The organism is Cysteiniphilum marinum (genome assembly GCF_014857925.1).
Classification (GTDB): domain Bacteria; phylum Pseudomonadota; class Gammaproteobacteria; order Francisellales; family Francisellaceae; genus Caedibacter; species Caedibacter marinus.
Map to the genome: position 1 here is coordinate 1 of NZ_JACYVZ010000041.1, position 21,301 is coordinate 21,301.

18 protein-coding genes are annotated in these 21,301 nt (G+C 34.8%); 12 read left to right on the forward strand and 6 right to left on the reverse strand.

The annotated features are described in order from the left end of the window. Positions 1-268: 268 nt before the first annotated feature. From IE867_RS12600 to IE867_RS12645, 10 genes are all read left to right on the forward strand, one after another. Positions 269-3,433 carry a DotA/TraY family protein gene (locus tag IE867_RS12600; RefSeq protein ID WP_192485068.1) on the forward strand — a complete coding sequence of 1,055 codons (3,165 nt, stop codon included), beginning with the start codon at positions 269-271 and terminating at the stop codon, positions 3,431-3,433. Between the two features lie 78 nt (positions 3,434-3,511). Continuing rightward, the gene (locus tag IE867_RS12605) at positions 3,512-4,219 is read left to right on the forward strand and encodes a helix-turn-helix transcriptional regulator (RefSeq protein WP_192485069.1); all 708 of its coding nucleotides are present in this window, start codon (positions 3,512-3,514) and stop codon (positions 4,217-4,219) included. A gap of 419 nt (positions 4,220-4,638) precedes the next feature. Then, on the forward strand, positions 4,639-5,331 hold the full coding sequence (locus IE867_RS12610) for a TcpQ domain-containing protein (RefSeq protein WP_192485070.1): 693 nt from the start codon (positions 4,639-4,641) through the stop codon (positions 5,329-5,331). A 14-nt stretch (positions 5,332-5,345) separates the two neighbouring features. Continuing rightward, complete coding sequence (locus IE867_RS12615) at positions 5,346-6,983, forward strand: hypothetical protein (RefSeq protein WP_192485071.1); 1,638 nt, start codon at positions 5,346-5,348, stop codon at positions 6,981-6,983. After that, the gene (locus IE867_RS12620) at positions 6,976-8,364 is read left to right on the forward strand and encodes a hypothetical protein (protein WP_192485072.1); all 1,389 of its coding nucleotides are present in this window, start codon (positions 6,976-6,978) and stop codon (positions 8,362-8,364) included. The genes IE867_RS12615 and IE867_RS12620 overlap by 8 nt, the downstream gene beginning before the upstream one ends. Further along, on the forward strand, positions 8,357-8,944 hold the full coding sequence (locus IE867_RS12625; RefSeq protein ID WP_192485073.1) for a hypothetical protein: 588 nt from the start codon (positions 8,357-8,359) through the stop codon (positions 8,942-8,944). Before IE867_RS12620 ends, IE867_RS12625 begins: the two co-directional genes overlap by 8 nt. A gap of 10 nt (positions 8,945-8,954) precedes the next feature. Beyond that, entirely contained in the window at positions 8,955-10,634 is a 1,680-nt protein-coding gene (locus IE867_RS12630) for an ATPase, T2SS/T4P/T4SS family (protein ID WP_192485074.1), read from the forward strand. A 38-nt stretch (positions 10,635-10,672) separates the two neighbouring features. After that, positions 10,673-11,884, forward strand: a complete 1,212-nt coding sequence (locus IE867_RS12635) for a type II secretion system F family protein (RefSeq protein WP_192485075.1) — start codon at positions 10,673-10,675, stop codon at positions 11,882-11,884. A gap of 41 nt (positions 11,885-11,925) precedes the next feature. After that, positions 11,926-12,492 (forward strand): type II secretion system protein, encoded by a 567-nt coding sequence (locus IE867_RS12640; RefSeq protein ID WP_192485076.1) that lies wholly within the window; start codon positions 11,926-11,928, stop codon positions 12,490-12,492. A gap of 107 nt (positions 12,493-12,599) precedes the next feature. Continuing rightward, positions 12,600-14,039: a type II secretion system protein gene (locus IE867_RS12645; RefSeq protein WP_192485077.1), complete on the forward strand. Its 1,440-nt coding sequence runs from the start codon at positions 12,600-12,602 to the stop codon at positions 14,037-14,039. Here the strand turns inward: IE867_RS12645 and IE867_RS12650 are convergent. Next, a complete protein-coding gene (locus IE867_RS12650) occupies positions 14,036-15,664 on the reverse strand; it encodes a hypothetical protein (protein ID WP_192485078.1) in 1,629 nt (542 codons plus the stop codon). The two genes, IE867_RS12645 and IE867_RS12650, sit on opposite strands and share 4 nt — an antisense overlap. A gap of 277 nt (positions 15,665-15,941) precedes the next feature. On the opposite strand from IE867_RS12650, the gene IE867_RS12655 reads away from it, so the two are divergent. Next, on the forward strand, positions 15,942-17,444 hold the full coding sequence (locus IE867_RS12655) for an MFS transporter (RefSeq protein ID WP_225630061.1): 1,503 nt from the start codon (positions 15,942-15,944) through the stop codon (positions 17,442-17,444). 105 nt (positions 17,445-17,549) lie between these two features. Continuing rightward, positions 17,550-18,278, forward strand: a complete 729-nt coding sequence (locus IE867_RS12660; protein ID WP_192485080.1) for a hypothetical protein — start codon at positions 17,550-17,552, stop codon at positions 18,276-18,278. Positions 18,279-18,601: 323 nt separating this feature from the next. On the opposite strand, the gene IE867_RS12665 is transcribed toward IE867_RS12660, so the two are convergent. From IE867_RS12665 to IE867_RS12680, 5 genes are all read right to left on the reverse strand, one after another. Next, entirely contained in the window at positions 18,602-18,859 is a 258-nt protein-coding gene (locus IE867_RS12665) for a hypothetical protein (RefSeq protein WP_192485081.1), read from the reverse strand. Positions 18,860-19,122: 263 nt separating this feature from the next. Beyond that, entirely contained in the window at positions 19,123-19,809 is a 687-nt protein-coding gene (locus IE867_RS12670) for a hypothetical protein (RefSeq protein ID WP_192485082.1), read from the reverse strand. A gap of 113 nt (positions 19,810-19,922) precedes the next feature. Further along, positions 19,923-20,057, reverse strand: coding sequence for a hypothetical protein (locus IE867_RS14840; protein ID WP_263971903.1), 135 nt, complete (start codon positions 20,055-20,057; stop codon positions 19,923-19,925). Positions 20,058-20,140: 83 nt separating this feature from the next. Beyond that, positions 20,141-20,662: a hypothetical protein gene (locus IE867_RS12675; protein ID WP_192485083.1), complete on the reverse strand. Its 522-nt coding sequence runs from the start codon at positions 20,660-20,662 to the stop codon at positions 20,141-20,143. Positions 20,663-20,718: 56 nt separating this feature from the next. Then, a partial coding sequence (locus IE867_RS12680; protein WP_225630060.1) for an IS66 family transposase occupies positions 20,719-21,301 on the reverse strand: 583 nt, incomplete at its 5' end.

Genomic DNA, 21,301 nt, shown 5'->3' on the forward strand with positions numbered 1-21,301 from the left:
AAAAAGCAAGAACAGATAATAAGCAAAATATTAATATTGTAACTGAAGATAAAACCATGCTAAATTAGGGTGGTTTAAGCGGCAATTGTAGTTGTCGTTAACCGGCAAAGATAATTGTCGTTCAATACTACCATCATTACAAAGATAATAATCTATCGTTTGGTGATGTTTTCAGTGATTAGATTAATTATAGATCACTACAAAATAGAGTCACTGAGCAAAAGAGCTGCTATTTTTTTGAATTAATTTTTTGGGTGTTTATTTTATTATGTTAGAGAATTTAAATAATGATATTTCCTGGGGGGCTTTATCAAGTCTATTTGGCTTTGATTTTCTTTCAGATTTGGTTGATCCATCAGCATCAGGTCCTGCAACTGTGTTTGCTGACATATTTGGTGTTTTTAATTCAACTTTATTAGCATTTGTTTTTGTTATTTATGCTTTTATTATCTTTGTTGGTACGATAAATAGTGCTCAAGATGGTCAGTTTCTTGGCAAGGAATGGGATTCAGCATGGGTGCCTTTACGAAGTGTGTTAGGTGTGCTTTCAGTTATTCCATTTGGAAGTGGTTTTTGCTTCATACAATATCTTGTTTTGATTGCCGTAGGAGGGGGGGTGACAATGGCAAATAATCTTTGGTCAACGGTTGTAAATGATGCTAAAGATGATAACTCTGTTCCCATTATTCCTAGTTATATTACCACGCAAATTAAAAATGACTTTGCACTTTATATGCTCAGTGGGAGAACAAACACAGTACTAGAAAGCCTACCGGCGTGTTCAGATCAAAATGCAGATAGTATGAGTGTTTGTCAGGAATCTAATGATGCACAGCAAAATGATATTTACAAAACATATCAAATAAACCTGACCATGCCAATGACTGATTCTGCTATGATGCAATTTTCCAACGTGTTACTAAACCCCCGAAATGAAACCATAAACATGAGTGCACCTAAGGAGGGGCAACTGGAGACTCAGAAGGTTAACCCATTTTTAGTAGATAGCTTATGGCAGGGTTTTATAAAAAGCGGCATGGTTTCATTTTCGTATCTATCAAATGATAAAAGTCAGTATAATCAAGCAAAGATATTAAATACAACTCAGCATGGAACATTTAAAGTATTAAATTTTGATCTTGCTCATCAGTTGTGTGAGGGTGATAGTAGTAATGCTAAAGATTATTGTAATGCGATGGATCAAGTTAAAATCTTTGCATCAGGACACTCAGATTTTAATGCCGTTTATCAGTATGGGCTATCAGGTAATGATGAATATTTGTATGACAGTAATCAAGATTTCCTGACATCTATTGCTGATTTGACAAAATATATTACAGATAAGCTTAAGGATGGAGATTTCCAATCCACTTCTGAGATCAACACTGATAAAGGTTGGTTGACTGCTGCTACACAGTATTTACAGTTTGATAAGCTAATGCAGCAAAACTTAGAGCATTTAATGAATCGTTTTTCAAGTTTTCAAAGCTTATATGAAAATATATATAGTAATATTTTTTCTATTAATTATACGAATATGACATTACGAGCTTATTATCAAAGTATTCCAGTCAATCATAATGAAGAAAAACCCCAAGAAGATGATATTTTTTATTATAATACGGTTTCTTCTAATGGTGTTAGTAAAACAACACCATCTATAACAAGTGCAAAGGACTATCTTTATACATTATCAGGCTACAACATATCTCCGGGCGACGGTGTCAGTGGAAATGTTATTGCTTCTGATTTAAGTTCAATGAGAAGAATGTATCATATTTTATTTGCACTTACTAACTCAGGTACTAAGATCGTTAAGGGTACGTCGAATTTAACCAATGATCAAGCAACGGACCAGCTATTATTTGATGGTATGTCATATACTTATTCTCAGTATTTATCAATAATGAACTCAGTTATGCAAACCCAGTTTATGCAATCAGTAGGGGAGATTCTAGAGCAATATACGAATAATAATGGAAGCATCAAAATGGTACTGCCTAACTATGCATCTCAATCAATATCATCGTATCAACGTTTTTTATTAGACTCTTCACCCGATACGCTAAAAGCAGTGTATGATAAGCTTAAGCTTTGGGTAAGTGATCAAAATAATCCAGAAATACAAAATATTGTCAATGCTATTCGTAATCAATTAACTAAGTTGGCTCAGCAAGCATCTGATAATTTGGCATTATTAGCTTATTTTCAAGCAAACGGTGTGAACTTTATGGCAAACTCTTCAGCGCAAGGGGGTGGTTCTATTACGGGGAATATAATTTATAAATACCTTAATGTGCTTGGAATTAGTAGTGCGCAAACAGATGGGGTTTTTAATGAAATATGGTCTTTAGGGGCAAGTCATGGTAGTGGATTTGTTTCACAGTCAGTGTCTATGCTACAAAATGTTCAAACAGTTGGTATTGATATTATTACTCAGATGATTGGTTCTATTGGTTCAGTTATTGAGCAGTTTAATCATGAGATAAAAAGCATCATACTATATGAGCAAATTAATGCAGGAATTACTGCAGGCCTTAAAACTGCTGCAGCTGCAGCGGCTGCAGCAAGTTGGCCTGGAACAAATGGTGTTTATTATGTTGCAGATACAGCAGCCAATTTAACCACAGCTTCGCTTTCTGTTCCAATTCTGTTAAAGTCGATTAATTTATTTCACGAGCTGGCATGGTTGCCTATATTTATTTTTATTTTTGGCTCATTATTTACGGTGGGTGTGCTCTTTAGTTTATTTGTTCCAATGATTCCATATGTATTATTTTGGGTTGGTGCAATAAGTTGGTTGTTGCTGGTTATTGAAGCATTAATTGCCGCACCTTTTATGGGATTAGGAATTGTCTATCCGGAAGGGCATAAAGTTTTTGGAAAGTCGCAACCAGGTATTGCGATGATGATTAATTTGATGTTTCGACCTATGTTAATGGTTATTGGATTATTAGGTGCGATACTATTAACTTATACGGTTGTGTCACTCTCTGCTGCTGGCTTCCATCAGGTGGCAGACTTTGTTTTGTTGCAAGTCAGGCCTGATAAGGACAATGTCAGCCTTGTTGCGGGTGTTATGGGTGCTTTAATGGTCTTGATGTACGCAAGTTTTATGGTTTTGGTCTTTACAAAGTGTTTTTCACTTATCTATACCTTACCTGATAAAGTGCTATCTTGGATTGGTGGACAGCCAGTTAGCCAAGGTGGAGAGCAGGAAATGGGTGAGCTTAAAAGTGGCGTTAGTCAATCTGCAAGTGGTTTGTCTCAAAGCATGGGAGAACATGCCAAAGAGCATGTTACCTCAGGTAAAGGGATTGCTTCGGATACGGCAGCCGCTGGGCAAAAATTCTCAGGTGTTAATGTCGAAAATACAGGTAAAGCGAGTAACGCCATTAAAAGTAAATTATCTCGTTCCCCGGGTGTCAAGTGATAAGGATTACCTGCTCGTGTAGTTGTTAGAGTTTATTTGTATAATCAGAAAATAAGAATTCGTTATGGTAAGAGTAGTATGAAAATTTTATCTCAAAATATGATTTATAGTGTTATTATCAACAAGCGCAATAAAGTTTTATTGCTAGATGACTATTCTACTATGAGCTTGATACCGCAAGAGCAATATTATGGTAAAGATTCATCGGCTATGGATTTCAAAAATATTTTTATGAGTCATAAATATTTAAATAAGGTGGATTTATTAATTATACTTGGTAGGCTTTATGAAGTTCAAATTAATGGCATCGTTGTCACAAAAAATAATGACGGTGTGGAGCTAAGTTATTATAGTGAAACTAAGAGAACGGTAATTTTAGATCTAAATAAAGAAATATTAGGAATTAGAGTAAGTTCAAATACTTCACCCAGTAAACCCAGCATCCCTGTTAACTTGTCAGGGCCTAAGTTACAAGCATATGCACAGCAATATAAATTATCTTTAGCAGAGTTAAAGGTGTTGTTTTTTCGTTTATACTTTCCACAGATGACAATTAAAGAAATAGCATTGATGGCAAGCTTAAGCATTAATAGTGTTTATCGATATTCAGGGGCTATAAAAGAAAAGCTTTCAATAGCTTCTTATCACTGTAGTTATTCATTAGTTAGGCTAAGAGAGTTAGGTGTTTTTTCTATCTTTGCTCAAGAAGCAACTTCATATTATTTGCCTTCAAGCGATTATCAAAATTTAAAAAAGTTAAGCAACCATGAGCTTGAATTTTTTTAGATAAAGTTATAGCCAAAATGCTAAGCATAGGTAATGGAAATTGCACAGTGGTATTTGTGGATCAGCTAGATATTTGCCCCCCCCCATTTTTTATTGAAGCCTTTTTAAATAAGTCTTTAAAATTTATCATCTTGGCAAAGGTGGATTATCGATTTCCTTGTCGATAATGACATGGTCATTACTGCAGGATGTAGGTAATCTATCGCCATGGACGGTAACTTGAGAAAATCTAAGCTTTTATGTTTTAGGAAATTCCATTATATATAAATAAAAAAAAAAAATTAATATATCGTCATTTTGTATCATTCATTACAATAAACTTAATTAATAAATGAACAGAAGTTAGACAGTGTAACCGATCTGTGAAAATTATTTCTTAACTATATATTCTGAAATTAATTTATGTAATGGGGATGACGTTGAAAAAAATAAATTATCATATTAGTTTATGTTTTATACCATTAATCATAGCTAGTTGTGCTAGTCAGCCAAAAGCGGACTTAGTAAAGCCCGTTAACTATAAAAGGCAGAATTTTGTTGTATTAGACGAAAGTCAGTTAAGCGATGAAGCTATGGATGAAAAGCCTAAAGCCGCATCGACAGACTCAGGTAGTACAAGCATAGATAATCGTACAACTGCACAAATGAACAATGCCAAGCAGGTCGGAAAGAAAGTTTTAAGCGAGCAAATGTTTAAGTCAATATTTCCCAAATCACTTTGGCTTTTAAAGCCTATTATGGTTCAGCCATCTCCCTCTATTAGTGGTTATAAGCTGCTAAAAGATAATCGTATTGCTAAGCAAAAAAGCAAAACAAAAAAAACACCAAGAAATCTATACCATTTATTTGAAGGCGAAACCGTCAGGCAAACGATTAACCGCTGGGGAAAACTCAATGGCTATAAGATTATTTATCAAGTGGATTATGACTTTGTTATCTCACAAAACACCGAAATAAAGGGTGAATTTCTATCTAAAAATGGTGCATTATTTCAGCTTTTAAAGTCATTGAAGCAAACGTCTAGCCCTATCAAGGCAACAGTGATGAGCAATCACGTTATTTTGATTCAAGCTGACGAGTACAACTCATCATTATTAATGCCAACACAGTAAAAGGTAAATAACACATGTGTAAATATACAGTAAATAAACTATTGCGCTTGTTTATATATTCAGGCTGTGTTTTTCAGCTAACAGCCTGCACAACAAATATGAGTTTAACTGAAGATCAAGCTGATAAAAATCTTGAAAATGCAACGCGTTTAACTGATCAGGCTACAGGTAAAGCGCAAAATAACTTGATTAGGTTTGATAATAATATTTTTGTAGCAAGTAAGGCATTTAAAGTTGAAAAAACAGCAGCCCCTTTGCCTTCCGTTTTTAATGAAAAATTCGTTTTTAATAGCAGTCAGCCATTAACTTTGACGCAACTTGCTAACATGATTAGCTTACAGAGTTCAATAGCTATTCATATTGATCAAGATGCTAAGCAATATTTATCCGGGGACTCACAACAAAAAAGTGCCAAAAGTTCTTCCACTAATAGCCCACCTGTTCAGATACAAAAAAACAAAGAGACTAACGCCAATAAAACTGAACAAAAAATGCAATTACATTATGTTGGGACATTACGTTCATTATTAGAGCAAGTTAGTATGTACTTTAATTTGTCATGGAAATATAACCGAAGCGAAGATAGGGTGGAATTTTTTCGTTATCAAACCAAAACATTTAGAGTCAGCTTGGTTCGTGGCAAAACGAGCTCAAAAAATGTGATTAAAAATGGTGATGCTAACTCATTATCTCCTCAAGTAAGCACGCTAAGTATGGAATCAGGTACGACTGATCAGTGGGCAGATATCGAAAGCTCTATTAATAAACTGCTTTCAGGAGTCGGCAGTATAAGTGTCCAGCCGACATCAGGTTATATCACTGTCACGACAACACCCAATACGATGAAAAAGGTAAGCAGTTTTATCCATGAAGTCAATCAAGTTGCCAGTAAAAGTGTTGCTGTTCAGGTTGATATTTATGACGTTGAAAAGTCAAATAGCAGTAATTATGGCTTAGATTGGAATGCGGTGTTTAAAAGTGGTGATAACTCACTTAGTGTTAATACTTCGGCTATTCCAGATGCGCTTTCAGATCCGTTTTCATCAGGCGCGCAAACAGCAGTGATTAGCGCTGATATATCTGGCAGCACGCTGATATTAAATGCATTACAAAGCATTGGTAAGATTACGTCTCACACAAGCCAAATGGTGTATACAGTTAATGGGCAGCCAACAGCATTAAATATGAGTAATGCGATGGCTTATGTTAAAGAACGTGATGTTAATGTGCAATCAGGCACAGGGGATGATTATATTGAATCAAGCGTTACTCCCGGAACGATAGATACTGGCTTTAATTTAAAACTTACGCCTTTTATTGATCCTGATAATAAAGTGCTACTAAATATGTCAGTGATTATGGCTGATTTAAAAAGCATGAGAAGGGTAGATACAGGTACGGAAGATGCAGAAGGTTATGTTGAGTTGCCTTCAGTAACTTCGAAAGCCTTTGCTTATTCAGCTAAGTTGGGCTCTGGCCAAGCACTCATCATGGCGGCCTTTAATGATGATAGTGCTAATGCAAGTGAAAACTCATTGCTAGGAGAAGGTTTATGGGCATTAGGAGGAAATAAAGCCACGGCAAAGAGCCGTTTAATGACGGTAGTTGTGGTAACACCTTATATTATTTCTGGAGGAAATAATAGTGAATAGCTTTGTATCAAGCATGGCGAGCAATTGTGAGATAATTAACAGGTCTTACAGAGAGTTTATAAGTCAACAAAAAGGTAATTACGGTGCTTACTTACCAACGGGGCAAGGGCTTATCTGCCATGAGCTAGAAAAAGGTAAATATTCATTGATTGCAATGATTGCATTGTGTTTGCAAAGCGATGAATACCAGCAGCATGAGCGTAATGCGATTATTATTAGTGACCGGATTAACCAAACAGTTGGTCAAAATAAGGGTAAGTTATGGGTAGGGCTTATTAAAGGCGGGTTAGTTATTCCAAACGGCTCGGTTTTAGTTAGTAGTTTAGCTTATGAAGATGATAAAAGTTTCTCGGGTGACATGTATGTTAGCGAAAAAGAATTTAAAGGGCTTATGCCTGAGGTTATTAACCAGCTAACACAAAAGTCTGAAGAAATGATGCGCTTTATCGTTATTATAGATCTTAAATCACAAGCGCTGTGTAATATAATGGCTGAGTATATCAGCGGACTCAACTGTAAACGCTTAACGCTAGAGCAGTTAAATATAGAAATGATGGCGTTGCCGAAAAAAGTTAAAAAAAGAGCGAAAATCACTAAAATTCAAGCTAAATTTTCAGTAAAAAGAATTATTGTTTTGATTATTACCTTGTTATGTATCTATCTTGGTTTTAATTATTATTATTCAAAAAAAGAACAAGCGCGTCTTGAGCAAGAAGCACTAGCAAGAAAGTCTCAGGCAGCAAAGCTCTTTAAAGATAAGCAAATGCAGATGCGTTATGACTTTTTTCATAAGCTTAGCATGTTAAATGCAAGTCATTTGTTAATGCTAATACAGCAAAAGCTTGGATCATTGGCGTATTTAAGTCATGGTTGGCAGCTTGTTGAGGTCGACTTTGATGCAGAAACGCCCGATCAAATACAAGTGTTTTATAAACGCTTATCTTATGGGAATATTGAGGGCTTATTTGCACTAAATAAGCAAATTAAGCCGCTTCATCTTGATGTGGATAAGTCGATGAATCAAGCTAAATTCTATCTTTCATTAAATAAAGATAACAAGCAAGATAAGCAAAAGAGCGTTATGAAGCTTATGTCAATCAGTGATGAAGTTAAATTTAATTTAAGCAGTCAAATGTTATCAAGGCTTCAAGTTTTGGGCTTAAAGTATCAGCTAAAGTATGAGGAAAATAAGAAGAGTAAATTTGCTAAAAAAGTGCAGGAAATGCAGGTTTCAGGTAGTAGTGAATTTCAATTTCAACAATTAGCGGAGCTACTTTCAAATGCTCCTTATGTGACGATTAAAGCACTTTCAATTAATTTTAAAGATAAGCAAATGAACATTATCAAACAATTTAAGTTTTCAGGAGTCAATTATGTATAGTTTTAGCATGGATAATTTGCTTACAAGAAAAGCAACTTTAATACTGTTCTCAACAGTTATTACAACTCAGGTTTTCTCTCAAGATTTAAATCACCAGAGTGCTAATAATACTCAAGAAGTTTTAGCGTCAAACTCAAAAGAAGCTAACTATATTAAGCAGATGGATTTATTAAATAAGCAAATGCAGTTGTCATTAGCGCAAAATGCATTATTAACTGAGCAATTAAAGACGCAAAAATTAAAATCACAGATATCACAGGTTATGTCTTCTAAGGACACTAATCAAAGCACTGCTTATAACAGTAACTATGAGGATCATAACGCATATTCAAAAAGCCTATTTCAAAAGCAGCAATTTCAATTGGTGCGGATTTCAGGGCCGCTAAATAATCTAACAGCTTTGATTGCCTTTAACGACAGTAGGGCATCAGTTAAAGCGGGTGCTAATTTAACGAAAGAATGGATGGTGGGTAAGGTGACAGACAATAATGTCTACATTATAAACAAGTTGACAAATGATCAAGTCCATCTTTATCTAACGGATAATACTTTTAAAGATAACGACCACAAAATAAGCTAAGGTGGTGCGTATGATTATTTCTCAATTATCACAAGTTGATCATAAACCCAATAGATTACTGTATGAAGAGGCGATTGCTAGTTCTCTAAAAGACAAGGTTGTTTTTTATGAGTCGGTAAATAAGCGCTTTGTAAGCTTAATATTGGAAAATATTGCAAATGATCAAAAAATTGAGGCGCTTGCGCTTGATTTAAGATTAAAGGCAAGTAAAGAATATGAACTTGATAAGAGTAAAACTTATTTTGTTAAACAAAATGTCATTACTGAGGTACGTAATAAGGTTAGTGATGGTAAAGTTCATGATCATGAAAAATTACGTGTAGATTTTGAGCGCTTATTAAAAGAAGTTATTGATAAGCAGGCCAGTGATATTCATATTTTTGTTAAGCCCACTAGAGCGTATATTATGCTGCGTGAATTTGGAGAGTTACGCCATTTTAGAGACTATAATGTTGGCTATATGCATGCACTCGTTTCTGCAATGTATAATGATCTGGGTGAGGAAGGTTCAAAAGATAGTGAGTTTAGCCCTTATAAAATTCAAGAAACGGTGATTGAGCGCTTTATTAATCACAAAAAATATCGCATTCGTTTTGCTTCTGTAAATATTGTCTCTAGTGACTCTGGGGCAAATCGCTCAAGTATTTCGCCTTACAAGGTAACCTTGCGGATTTTGCCTACTGATGAGTCAAATATAAAAAGCTTTCAAATGTTAGGTTATAGGGCTAATCATATTAAACGATTTGAGAAAATGACAATGGCTTCTTCGGGAGTGGTTATTACCTCGGGCTCTGTTAACTCAGGTAAATCAACTACGCTAAGCTGTATTGTTGAGAAAATTATTGCCAAATACCCTTATAAGCATATTATTTCGATTGAATCGCCAGTTGAGTATTTTATTAGTGCTGATACGGTTGCTCAACACCCTGTACATACTTCAGCCGATATGGATGAAGGTGTTATTGAAAAATCATATAAAAGTGCGCAAAACATTGCCTTGAGAACGGATATTGATGTTGCCTACCTTAATGAAATCCGTAATATTGAGACAGCGAAATTTGCACAATTAATTGTCCAATCAGGCCATTTGTTTTTATCAACATTACACGCACAAAGCGCACTTAATATTATTAATCGATTAACGGCTTTAGGCGTTGAACGTGATGTGCTTTGCTCTCCAAACTTTATTCAATTATTGATACATCAATCACTATTACAAAAGGTTTGTCAACATTGCGCTTATGATTATCAAAGCTATCAAAGTGTAGCAAACGATAGTCAGTTAATGAATAGGCTTAATAATATGTTTGAGCGCTATGGATTGTCATCAATCTATAAAAATAGCTTACGCTTTAGAAATAACAATGGCTGTCAATATTGCTCAAAAGGGATTAAAGGCTTAACGGTTGCAGCAGAGATTGTAAAGCCCAGTGGTCAACTACTGGAGTTGATTGCTACTAAGCAGCAAGTAGAAGCTTATAAATACTGGAGAAGCACAGGAGAGCTTACTCTTAAAGAAGATGGCATATTAAAACTACTCAAAGGGGAGGTTTGTCCAAGTTCTTTAGAGCTTAAGCTAGGTGCAATTGATGAGCTTGAAATGAGTGACTGCTTTGATGCTGATTTTTTCAAAAGTCTTTTGGGAAGTCATTTAGAGGAGTCACAAGCAAAAGATTTGGTATTAAATTAATAGAAATTCATAAGAGTAAATGTTGCAGGGTATCATTTATGTTAAGTATTCAAAATATAAAACAAAAATTGTTGAGTTTGATTGATAGATTAAGGCATTTAACAAAGCCCCATGTAAGCGAAAAACAACAAGATGTTAACTTAACCAAAAGCATTTACCCACGATATAAGCAGTATTTTCTTAAAATACAAATGAGTACGAGCAAACGGATTGAGTTTTATGAAACCTTATCAATGTTATTGAAAGTGGGTAGTTTTGGTAATGCTATCACACAAATGTTGCAAACTTACCAAAAAAATAGGCGCACCATTTTAGGTCGCCCCATGTTTGAGCCTAAGCAAATAATCATAGATTTATTAAAAGATGTTTCATATCGCCATCATCATTTAGGTTTAAACTCTGTGGAGGCAATACGGCCTTATTTACCCGAGAGTGAATTGATGATGTTATCAGGTACCATTAATGTAACGGTGGAAACATTAGAAAATACGGCATCCATTGCCAGAAAATTATCGGATATGCGCGCTAAAATACTAAGACAACTAGTATCCCCTATGGTTTACTTGTTGGCCGCATGTGGCATGTTGGTTGTTGTCAATATGGGGTTAAAGCCAGTCATTGATCTATCTGGTAATTTGGATAAGATGCCAGCAAGCACACAGGTAATGATGAATTTGAGTCAATGGTTTGTTGATTATTATCAATGGGTTGTTGCATTTATTATTTTATTGATTGTTTCAGTGATAGTCATAATGAAATATTTCGTTCATCCATTAAGATTGTTGCTGTTAGATAAAATTCCACCATTTTCAATTTATAAAAAAATATCGGCAGTACGTTTTTTAATTTCATTGTCTTTATTATTAAAAGGTAAAAAAGAAGGTAATTCATCTACTTTAGCAATACCAGAGGCTATTGAAAGCATCCAAAAATACAGTAGTCGTTATACACGATACTTTTTAATGAGTATGCGCCAGATGTTTTCTCGGGGGATGTCTTCAGGAGAAGCATTTAGCAAAAGTGGCTTCTTTGGTAAGGAGTTAAATAGTTTAATTGAAATGTATGCACAATCAAATCAATTAAAGCAAGGAATATATGCTTTAGGGAATGAATATTTATCCAAGCAAATTCAAATGATTGAGTCGGCATTTAAAGCGATGAACTTCATTTTTTTGCTAGCTTTAGGTGGCTTTATTAGTTGGTATGTTGACGTGATGTTTTCTTTAAATCAGGCATTTGCAGTTCATTAAATTAAATTCAATATACGTTTAATCAAATAGGAGATAAAAATATGACAAGTAAAATTATGAATATTAAACAGCACAATAAGTTGAGCAAGCAACGTGGTATTACGATGGTTGAATTACTTATTGTTTTAGGTGTGATTGCGGTAATTCTAGGTTTTATTATGGTTAAAGCGATGGGATTGCGTTCTAATGTTGATGTTGGCAAGGCAGTTGATGAAGTTAATATGATTTCTCAGGGGGTTACCACAATGTATTCAAGCTTTGGCGGTGATTACAGCGATGTAAGTGATAGTGATATTGTGAGTTTAGCGCCTAAAAACATGCTGTATGGAGCTACAGACTCACAGGTTGTAGGGACACCTTGGTATAACAGTAATAACGACTCAACAGTAACGATAAAAGAGGGAGGAAACAGCTCTCAATATACACTAACGCTAAACTCAATTCCTAAAGATGCTTGCCGAGCCATTGGCTCGCAGTTTCTAAACGGTGTCGCTGCTGCTGTTGATGTTGGTGGGTCAGCTGTTACAACCGTTAGTGAGCTAAATACCAGCTGCGGAACTGGTGATGATGCTGATGATGGTGTAGATCTTGGTTTGACATTTAACTAAGATTACATTGTCAGTAACTTATTTAAATAAGTGGCTAGTTATTATGAGTCACGCATCTACGATATTTTAAATTACCAATAATTAGCTTTAGTTTATAGGTAGAGAATATGTTAAGAAGGTCTCGTAAAAATATGTATCAATTAAGGTGCCAAAAACAAGGTGGCTTTATCCTATTCTCATTAATGGTTACATTAGCGTTGTTATCAGTTATTTTAGCAACGTATTACTGGCGTAGTGCGCAAGAAAGGCAGGTAACCGAAGCCAAGATACTCGGCAACCAAATTGCCGAGTATGTTTCTGCTGTACAGGATTATATGGTCAATACAGATGACAAAGATGATGTTGGTAATCACACGACATTGGGGTTTTTAAAGAATAAGAATTGCCCCTCTGGCACAAATTATGCTGATGAGGATTATTTGCCTTGTGACTTCAACTTTGATCGCTTTCATAACTCTTTGATGCGTAAAGACCCCATTGTAACGATTAATGATGATGTTGGTGAGAAAAAAGAAACAGCAACCATTACACTTGATCATATTACCACTAGAGATGGAAATAAATATATTAACTCTCCTTACTTAGCAGCAGTTGTTGCGCAAGCTGCCCAAGCACATTATGGTAATGATCAAAATGCCGTTTATAATGGCAATGCAATTTATAATGTAGATAAGGATAGCGCTGTTATCACGATTGATGTGACTGTGACAGGAGCAAATAGCACGTGGTTGCGGATCGATGGTAATAATGCCATGCAAGGTAGTTTAAAGTTCGATATGCAAACAGTTGATGGTAAGGTGATACCTGAAAGTGATCGTGAAATTCATAATGTATCCAATATTTATATGAATGCTAATAGCGCATATATTACAAATGATTCTGGTGATTTAGTGCTTGATGCCGCTGATAATTTCCAAGCAACTGCAGACAAACAAGCTTACATTAGTGGTAGTGACAAAAGTACAATAACAACTGGTGATCAAGCGATGACCATTGATCCATCAAAAATTAGCTTTACTGGTAAGAGTTTTAATGTGGATACAGATACCACGGAGATAAGCTCTAACACAACAAATATTAATGTTGATAAGGGAAGCGTTTATTTGGGTAATCAATCAGGAGAGGCAGGTAATTCAAATGTAACTGTTAATGATTTAACTATTCATGCACCAATAAATGGCAAGTCAGATCAAAATATTACCTCCCTTCTTAATAATAATGTTAATCCCATATATAAGTGTTATGAGGATAGTGATCTCGATCATACATTTGATATTAATACAGGACCAAAGGGGAAAATATTGCTTTCATATAATGGTTGGGGTAGTAGTGGCGGTGATCATGAGCACTTTTCTATATCTTTGAAAGTTAACGGCAATGAAGTGAAATACAGAAATTATGATTCTCCTGAGGATAATAATACTATGCAATATCATGAGCAATATTTGTATGATGGCCAGCCAAATGAAAAAGTACAATTTGCTGCTCACACCGATTCTCATAAAGTCTCAATGCGCGGGTTTTGCTATTCAGCAATTACGTTTTAACCATACGACTTACCTGTATTAGAGTCAAGACTTGGCGTATAGGAAACATTACTTCTTAATTGATCAAAAGTATAAGTTATCTTTTGTTTATTTATAAAAGGAGTTGGTATTGTCTCAGCAATTTTAGCAAAAAGATCATTGATTTTTTTGGGTAAATAAACACTTCCTGATACAATGCCAAAACTTTGTAGTAGCTCTCGCAGTTGTTTATGTGGGTTTTGTTGATAAAAAGAAAGGTGTTGATGGGGCGCTTTAGTTATAGATGTAAGTTGTTGAAGTATTGTCGTTAACTGAATTTCATTGTTATATCCGTTACTTTTATCTTCGATATAGTTTTGTATTAGCTTAAGTGTTTTATCATAGGCTTGTTTTTGTAGCTCAATAGTCAATGGGCTAGACTTTTCTGGGGCTTCGTTTAATGCTTTAAGATTCTCAAAGATGAGCGCTTGCAATTTTTTAATAAGTAATGCTTCAGGGTCTAAAGCATGCTGAACCTCTTTTTTAGCTAGATATTTTGGCTTAATAAATCCAAAACTTATCGCTAATAATGCGATTAAATTACCCACTACAATGCTTATTGGGCCGCCAATAATGATAAGAGCCATTCCAAGGCAAAGTGCCGCAACAGTAAGTAAATTAATGCGGTACTCAGATTCTAATAATTGTTTCTGACTATTTAGCATTTGCATCATGTTAAGCTGCTGTTTGACTTTATCAATTGAAGCACTATCACAAGAATCTTTGCTATGTAGTATCTTATAAATATGTTTGATTTTATCTTCTGCTGCTTGGCAAGTGATCTGAGGTGGTAGTTTTAGTTCTTTGAGCGCTTGTTGATATAGTACATCTATAGATCGATCAAGGCTATTGAGTTCTTTATATTGCTTGAGCGCAGTAGCAGCCGTTAGCAATAAGGAAATAGAGCCGGTAAAATAAATAGCGCCTGCCCCTAAGAAGGCTGTCGCTTTTGATGATTGTAAAAACCAGCCCCATGACATTCCTGTGCCAATGATAGATTCTAATGACGATAGTATTGACTCTAGAATATTAAAAAGATTTTCTTTGCTTGGCTCTTTTGAGAAAATAATAAGGCGCTCTATTAGCTTAAAGGGATGGTATATCATTCCCCACAAAGTGATAACAGCAGTTAGATGCACACGATGAGCAGCTTGATCATAAGCTTCAATCTTAGGGTTTGGCGACAGGTTTAATGCCGAGCTTATCGTTGAATTAAGAAATTTGGCAAACAGTCTTAAGCGGTGAATTTTATCTGCCTTGGCCCCAATGGGTGAGAAAGTATTGCTAATATCATGATGACTCAGATTTGTCTTTATAGTTAACAAACTTTGTTTGATGTAGTCTTCTACTAATTGGTATGGGTAGTTGTATGAATTAAGTATTTTATTATAATACCTTAGATTGTAAAAGTATTTTGAAATATTCTCCGAGGTTGCTTTGTATTGCAATGGAAGGTTTAATGCTTTCTCTAAGGATGATTTTTCAATAAGAATGGATAAATATAGCTCTTGATGATCAATATCATTTTTATAAGCAGATGCTAGATGATTAAGTAATTGAAGTTGATTTTTTGTCTCAACCTTAGTTTTAGGTTTGCTTACAGGCATATTTGTCACCTCCATCTTTACGAAAAATAACTATTCTAACTCATTAAAAAAATGCGAATCGATAAGTTGTTTTAACTAACTATAAGCAGATGAAGATTTATTGTATATATCAATTTTTTTATGTAATCTATATTTTCTGAGCCTTTCTTATAGAGTATTGTTATGTGACTAATAAAGCTATCACTTGATTTTTTCTAAAAACACGCCATGCTAACAGATAGGGTAAATCTTATATAGTTTTGTTTGGATGTCTGATCAAGTAAAAGCAATTTTTATCATGATTGCACTTTCTTTAATAGAGTTTGCTATTATTGGTGATGAAATGTATGTGCTTAATGCAATGAAAAGCATTAACACGAGTTTTGCTATTTCTATGTCACAAGCGCAATTTTATATTGCGGTATATTCTATTAGCGGTATTAGTGCGGTGCTTGTAAGTAGCTATCTGGTTGAGAAAGTAGGCTGGTATATTGTGCTGATGCTAGGTTTAGTCATGTTTTGTTTAAGCCAGTATAGTGCTTATATGGCACAAAATGTTATCTATTTCACTTATATTGCAAGGGGATTAGCGGGTATTGCAGCAGGTTTTTGTGCTCCATCTGTGATTGGTTATGGTTATAAATATTTTAACAAGCCTCAGTTAGCTTTATTTCTTTGTGTTTTGCCTATTGCATTATCGATGAGTTTAATTCTGGCGCCATTGTTATCAGGTTATCTTATTACGTATTATCATTGGCAGATAGGTTGTTTGATTTTGTTTTTTTTATTCTTAAGCTTAACGCTGTTGATGTTTGTCAGTCAAATTGCTTCCAATACTTCTTTTAAAAAAGAAGCGAGAAAAAATAAACTGAATTTTGATATTTATGGTGCTGTTCTTTTTATAGTGTCTAGTGCTATTGTATTATTTGCTGCATCAAATGTGATAAGTTGGGGTGTCTTTTATGCCTCAGACAAAGCTGCTTTTAGTTTGGCTGGTTATTCGCCAATTATTCCTTTAATTATTCTTGGTGGGTTTGTGTTTTTGATTTTTTTATCTTATGAAAAATCAAGAGAATTAAGGCACGGAAAGTATAGTGTTTTGTTTTCAAAATATTTTATGTCTAATTCGGAAATTAAGGCGGGTTTATTAACCTCTGTCTATATGTTTTTTGTGTTTGCCGGAGCTAAATTTTCTCTGATTGCTTATATGCAGGAGAGTTTGTATAAAAATGCATTGGATACAGGAAAGTGTATTAGCTTGTTTGCCTTTGCTATGGTGATAGCTAGTTTATTTGCTTACTGGCAAAGTCAACGGATTCCGGCGAGATTTATTTGTCGAATAGGTGTATGGGGTAATATTGTAGGAGCTATGTTTATAGGCATAGGTGTTATTGGTGATGCTATTAGTATTTGCTTTTATTTGGGTGTTATTTCTTTTGGTGCAGCAGCTGGATTTATTAGTTCACATACACAGTTTGTTGTTTTAAGTTTAATTCAAGATGAGCAGCTGCAGGATAAAGCTATTAAGTTGCAAGTTATTGCCAAAAAAATTGGCACGGTGTTAGGTATTGTTGTTGTGGGATCCTCTGTGACATTGATAACAAATCAGCAAGACTTGCAAGCAATTCAAATGCACATGATAAATTTACCATTTTTACAGCATTTATCTAACGGCGTTATTGCAATTTGGTTTGCAATGCTTAGCATCGTTACCATGAGCGTTTTATTTTTATCTCAGACTAACAAGCTGGTTGATGTTACACTTCGTGACTCTAAAGCTGAACGAGAGGCTAAAAATTAGCAAAAATCGGGTGAAATTATGTGAATTTATATGAAAATAGTATATAAAATGGCATATATTTGATTATACTAATATCATGTGACCTAAAGGAAGTTTGATTGTGCTATGATTCTATTAAAGGAAACCGTTTATAGAAGTATAATTTTTGATATTAATCGTAAACCCTTGCTTGTTGACACTTACGGGGGAGATGATGTGCATGTGGTTCACAATGAATTTATGGGGCATGACTTTGACAGTCTTCAGCATGTAAATAGTCTAACAAAGCAACAAATGATCTTTTTTGATCGGTTAATATTAGATCAAAAGATCAGTAAGGTTAGACTCTCAGGAATAGTATGTGCAAATATAGGTGTTACTTTATATCGTGAAATTGAGCGCCGTATCATTCTTGGTGGTAATGGCAAAGTTTTAGGATTGCGTTTAAGTTCTTATGTTGCCCCAAGTAAGCCAATATTACCTGTTGATTTTTCAAATGTCGCTTTGGAAACTTATGCCAATCAGATTGGGCTTTCAATCGCTCAATTAAAGGTGTTATTTTATCGTGTATATTTCTCAAGAATTAGTGCTGCAGATATTGCAAAATTGATAGATATGCAAATCAATAGTGTCTATCGTTATTCTGCACTCATTAAAGAAATTTTAGATATCCCAAGTTTTATTGGTCAAGCAGCACTTGATTGGCTGGAGGAAATAAAATTCTTTGAAGTCTTGGCAAAGCATTTAACCAATTGTTTTGTGAGTGCTGATGATTTAATCGAAATAAAATCACAAGCCAAGCAAACAGGGCAAGAAGAATTATTAGCAAATTGCCATTTCCATGTATTGGATTGATGGCAATGACTATTTAATCGAGCCAAGAGAAATGAGTAAGCAAAGCATGATTGATTTAACGAATAAAGTTATTGCAAGTATCAAAGAAAATATCACGTAAGCGTTCAGCCCCCTTTAAGAGATTTTAATACAATGCCTTAAGAAGTGTATTCAGCACTATGCAAAGCAATTTAATCTCCATTGGGTTTAATTTCCCGCAGCTTGCTGCGAACGGAGAACGGCACTTTGAATGGTTCAGTAGGGAAATTGCCGAAATAGCTCGTAGCCTCTGCTGCGAGCATAGGCGATTTAGCTCAAAGAGTTTATTTTAAAAGTAAAAAGCATTAGTTATTTGGGCTAGGACTTGTTCTGCTTTCATGAGAAGAATAATGATTTTGATTCATTGTTAAATAAGGTGGTGGTGTAGACTCATTTTGCGAGGCTTCATAAGATGGCGGTAATTCCTGCCTTAATATTGACGGGTATAAATCTTGTTTTTCATTATTAATTGTAGAAAATAGTTCTACCATAGTGTCAATTAAGCCTTTCCAACCAAGAGCATTACTCTGATACATTACCACATTATCATCACCTTCTGCCAAGATAGATATGGTTGACCCAGTATCTTTAATAAAATCACAATGACGCATAGTATTATTTGGAAAAGAGAACTTAAAAGTGTGTGATTGCACTACATCATGAGCATCTGTTATAGTTGCTATTGATAATTTACCTCCTCGATCATAATGTTGTTTTATAGTAAGTATTCAGAGAGCCACTTCAAATACTATGCATTCAGGCAATGATTTCTTTGAGAAGAAATTGACTATCATACCAGAAATTGAACCTAACAGAGATTAAAAAATTAAAGAGCACACACATGACTTTTGTTATGAACTGAAGGTTGAGAAGAAAAATCATAATGCATTTCAGGTGGTTCTAGATGATGATTGCTTGCAATTGAAGCAGAAGGATCTCTTCCAGAGAAAAAAAGATCACAAAAATAACCTTTATTTTGCATAAGCACTCCCAAATCCTTATAAAGCATCGCCGCTTTAATTGGAAGTGATGCAAAAGGTGTAGCAGCCATCAAAGATGGTAATACTAAATTATATGTAAAGGCTAGCGCAAATTGCTGTAGCGCTTGACGGTATTCCCCTTGATTTAATTGCTGCTTTAGATATCTTACAGTATTCATCATATTAGCCATAACTGCAACATTACTATATGCACTATAATGAATCAGTAATTTTAAGCTTGATGCTAAAAGTCTATCCGCTTGCTCTTTACTGCACCCATCATTATATAATTTGATTGCATCACTTACGAGATTAAGGAATAGAACCAAATTATGACCCTTATTTAGAGCTGATGTTGTTGCTCGGAGCTCCTCCTTTGTTGCTTCTAATAACTCATCATTTGTCCCCTTGTGTTTTAAAGTATATTCTTGTAACTTTTCTTTCAAGTAAGGGATATTATCAATTAACTGAATAAATAAACTATCTGAAGTTGTTGAGACTTTATTTAAACCAAAGCTCCAGAAATTGTACATTACTTGGGTAACATTTCCAAAATAACCATAATCTTTCTTTGAAGTAGTTGATGGCTCCGCAGTTGAATTATTATGATTTATATTTGCAGCATTTTGATAACCTTCCGAAAGAATTATGGTACTGTTGTTATGCGGTTTGCAACTTTTTGCCCATCCGGACTTGGTGTTAACCCTGATTTACTTGGTTTTTTTAAAATTTCAGACCTGCGAATCAATGATGTTTGGCCCTCACTTTTAACTGGTGGCATAATTAATTTTCCTTATATATTGTATTGAATTTATAATATGATCTTTTCCATATATTTATACTAAAATGGTAAGCGTTCAGAGGCTAATTGAAAGGAGACGGCGTTTTAGTACGACAACGGATTCCAGAGTTAGAGGCTTCAGGGCTAATGTCCATAAAAGGATCAGAAGATACTTCGGCCTTATGCTCGGACTTGTCGGCAATCGCATTACCAAACTCGTCTACCAGTACACAACCTTCTTGTTTGCCATCTAAAGGAATATCTACCATATATGTTATACCATCTTTCTTGTAATATCCGTAAAAATCTGTTATACATTCACGATTCCCCAGACTACTACATGCGTCTTTTAACTGAAGCAAAGTTATTTTAGTTCCAACAAATTGTGTACCACAAAAATGAGGTGGAAAAGATTGCAGCTCCATACCATTAAAGACGACAAAGAACCCCCTGTTGTGTTGCCTAAAAGTTTCAGATTTAGCATCATATACTAAATTATGTTTATTTACCATTTCCACTACAAAATCTTTATCCTTAGTATTTGATGGGAGATTATTTATGTCATCTAATTGACTAGTTATATTATTTTTTCGCGCGTATTCCATATATACCCTTATTTGTTAATAATATTCGTAATCGTTCAGGTACCTAAGTGTTAAATTTAGGCAGCCATCTGAACACTATTGTTGATTTCCAAAGAGGCATTAATAACATCTTCACCTCGCTTTTTAGATGTCTCAATAACGCTAGCTAACAAAGCAGTCGCCTCAGCACCTAGCTGTGATTGGGAACCTAAACTGATTCTTCTAACGATGACCCAATGACGTAAAGCACGTTCAGCTTCATTGTTGGTCATAGGATATTCTGGGTACGACAATATTCTGAAAATCGCGTCCCAGTCGTTTAAGAATTCTTTTGCTAAAGCTTGTGCCTTAGCACTTTGACTCTTTCTGTATTTCAGGCAATGAGCCTTAAAGATAAAAAGTCGATACCTAAAATCAGAAATAATCGAAAATTCATTGTTTATTCTGGCTTGTTTAATCCTACTCATGATACTTTGAAGTAAGTTCATGGTTAGATCGCCAAAGCGCTTGTTTTCTCTATCGGTTGATTGGGCAAGACTACGTGCCTTGCGGTATAAATGTGCTAAACATCTAAAGCGTTTGTCATAGTGACGATAAGCCGCATAACCATCACTCATAAGCCAGCCGTTAAAACGATCTGTTAACATCATTTGAGCCATT

What these genes read in the sequence shown, in the direction of transcription:
- IE867_RS12600 (WP_192485068.1), top strand. Translation starts at nt 269, where the DNA reads ATGTTAGAGAATTTAAATAATGATATTTCCTGGGGGGCTTTATCAAGT.
- IE867_RS12605 (WP_192485069.1), top strand. Translation starts at nt 3,512, where the DNA reads ATGAAAATTTTATCTCAAAATATGATTTATAGTGTTATTATCAACAAG.
- IE867_RS12615 (WP_192485071.1), top strand. Translation starts at nt 5,346, where the DNA reads ATGTGTAAATATACAGTAAATAAACTATTGCGCTTGTTTATATATTCA.
- IE867_RS12625 (WP_192485073.1), top strand. Translation starts at nt 8,357, where the DNA reads ATGTATAGTTTTAGCATGGATAATTTGCTTACAAGAAAAGCAACTTTA.
- IE867_RS12630 (WP_192485074.1), top strand. Translation starts at nt 8,955, where the DNA reads ATGATTATTTCTCAATTATCACAAGTTGATCATAAACCCAATAGATTA.
- IE867_RS12635 (WP_192485075.1), top strand. Translation starts at nt 10,673, where the DNA reads ATGTTAAGTATTCAAAATATAAAACAAAAATTGTTGAGTTTGATTGAT.
- IE867_RS12640 (WP_192485076.1), top strand. Translation starts at nt 11,926, where the DNA reads ATGACAAGTAAAATTATGAATATTAAACAGCACAATAAGTTGAGCAAG.
- IE867_RS12645 (WP_192485077.1), top strand. Translation starts at nt 12,600, where the DNA reads ATGTTAAGAAGGTCTCGTAAAAATATGTATCAATTAAGGTGCCAAAAA.
- IE867_RS12650 (WP_192485078.1), bottom strand. Translation starts at nt 15,664, where the DNA reads ATGCCTGTAAGCAAACCTAAAACTAAGGTTGAGACAAAAAATCAACTT.
- IE867_RS12655 (WP_225630061.1), top strand. Translation starts at nt 15,942, where the DNA reads ATGATTGCACTTTCTTTAATAGAGTTTGCTATTATTGGTGATGAAATG.
- IE867_RS12660 (WP_192485080.1), top strand. Translation starts at nt 17,550, where the DNA reads ATGATTCTATTAAAGGAAACCGTTTATAGAAGTATAATTTTTGATATT.
- IE867_RS12670 (WP_192485082.1), bottom strand. Translation starts at nt 19,809, where the DNA reads ATGTACAATTTCTGGAGCTTTGGTTTAAATAAAGTCTCAACAACTTCA.
- IE867_RS14840 (WP_263971903.1), bottom strand. Translation starts at nt 20,057, where the DNA reads ATGCCACCAGTTAAAAGTGAGGGCCAAACATCATTGATTCGCAGGTCT.
- IE867_RS12675 (WP_192485083.1), bottom strand. Translation starts at nt 20,662, where the DNA reads ATGGAATACGCGCGAAAAAATAATATAACTAGTCAATTAGATGACATA.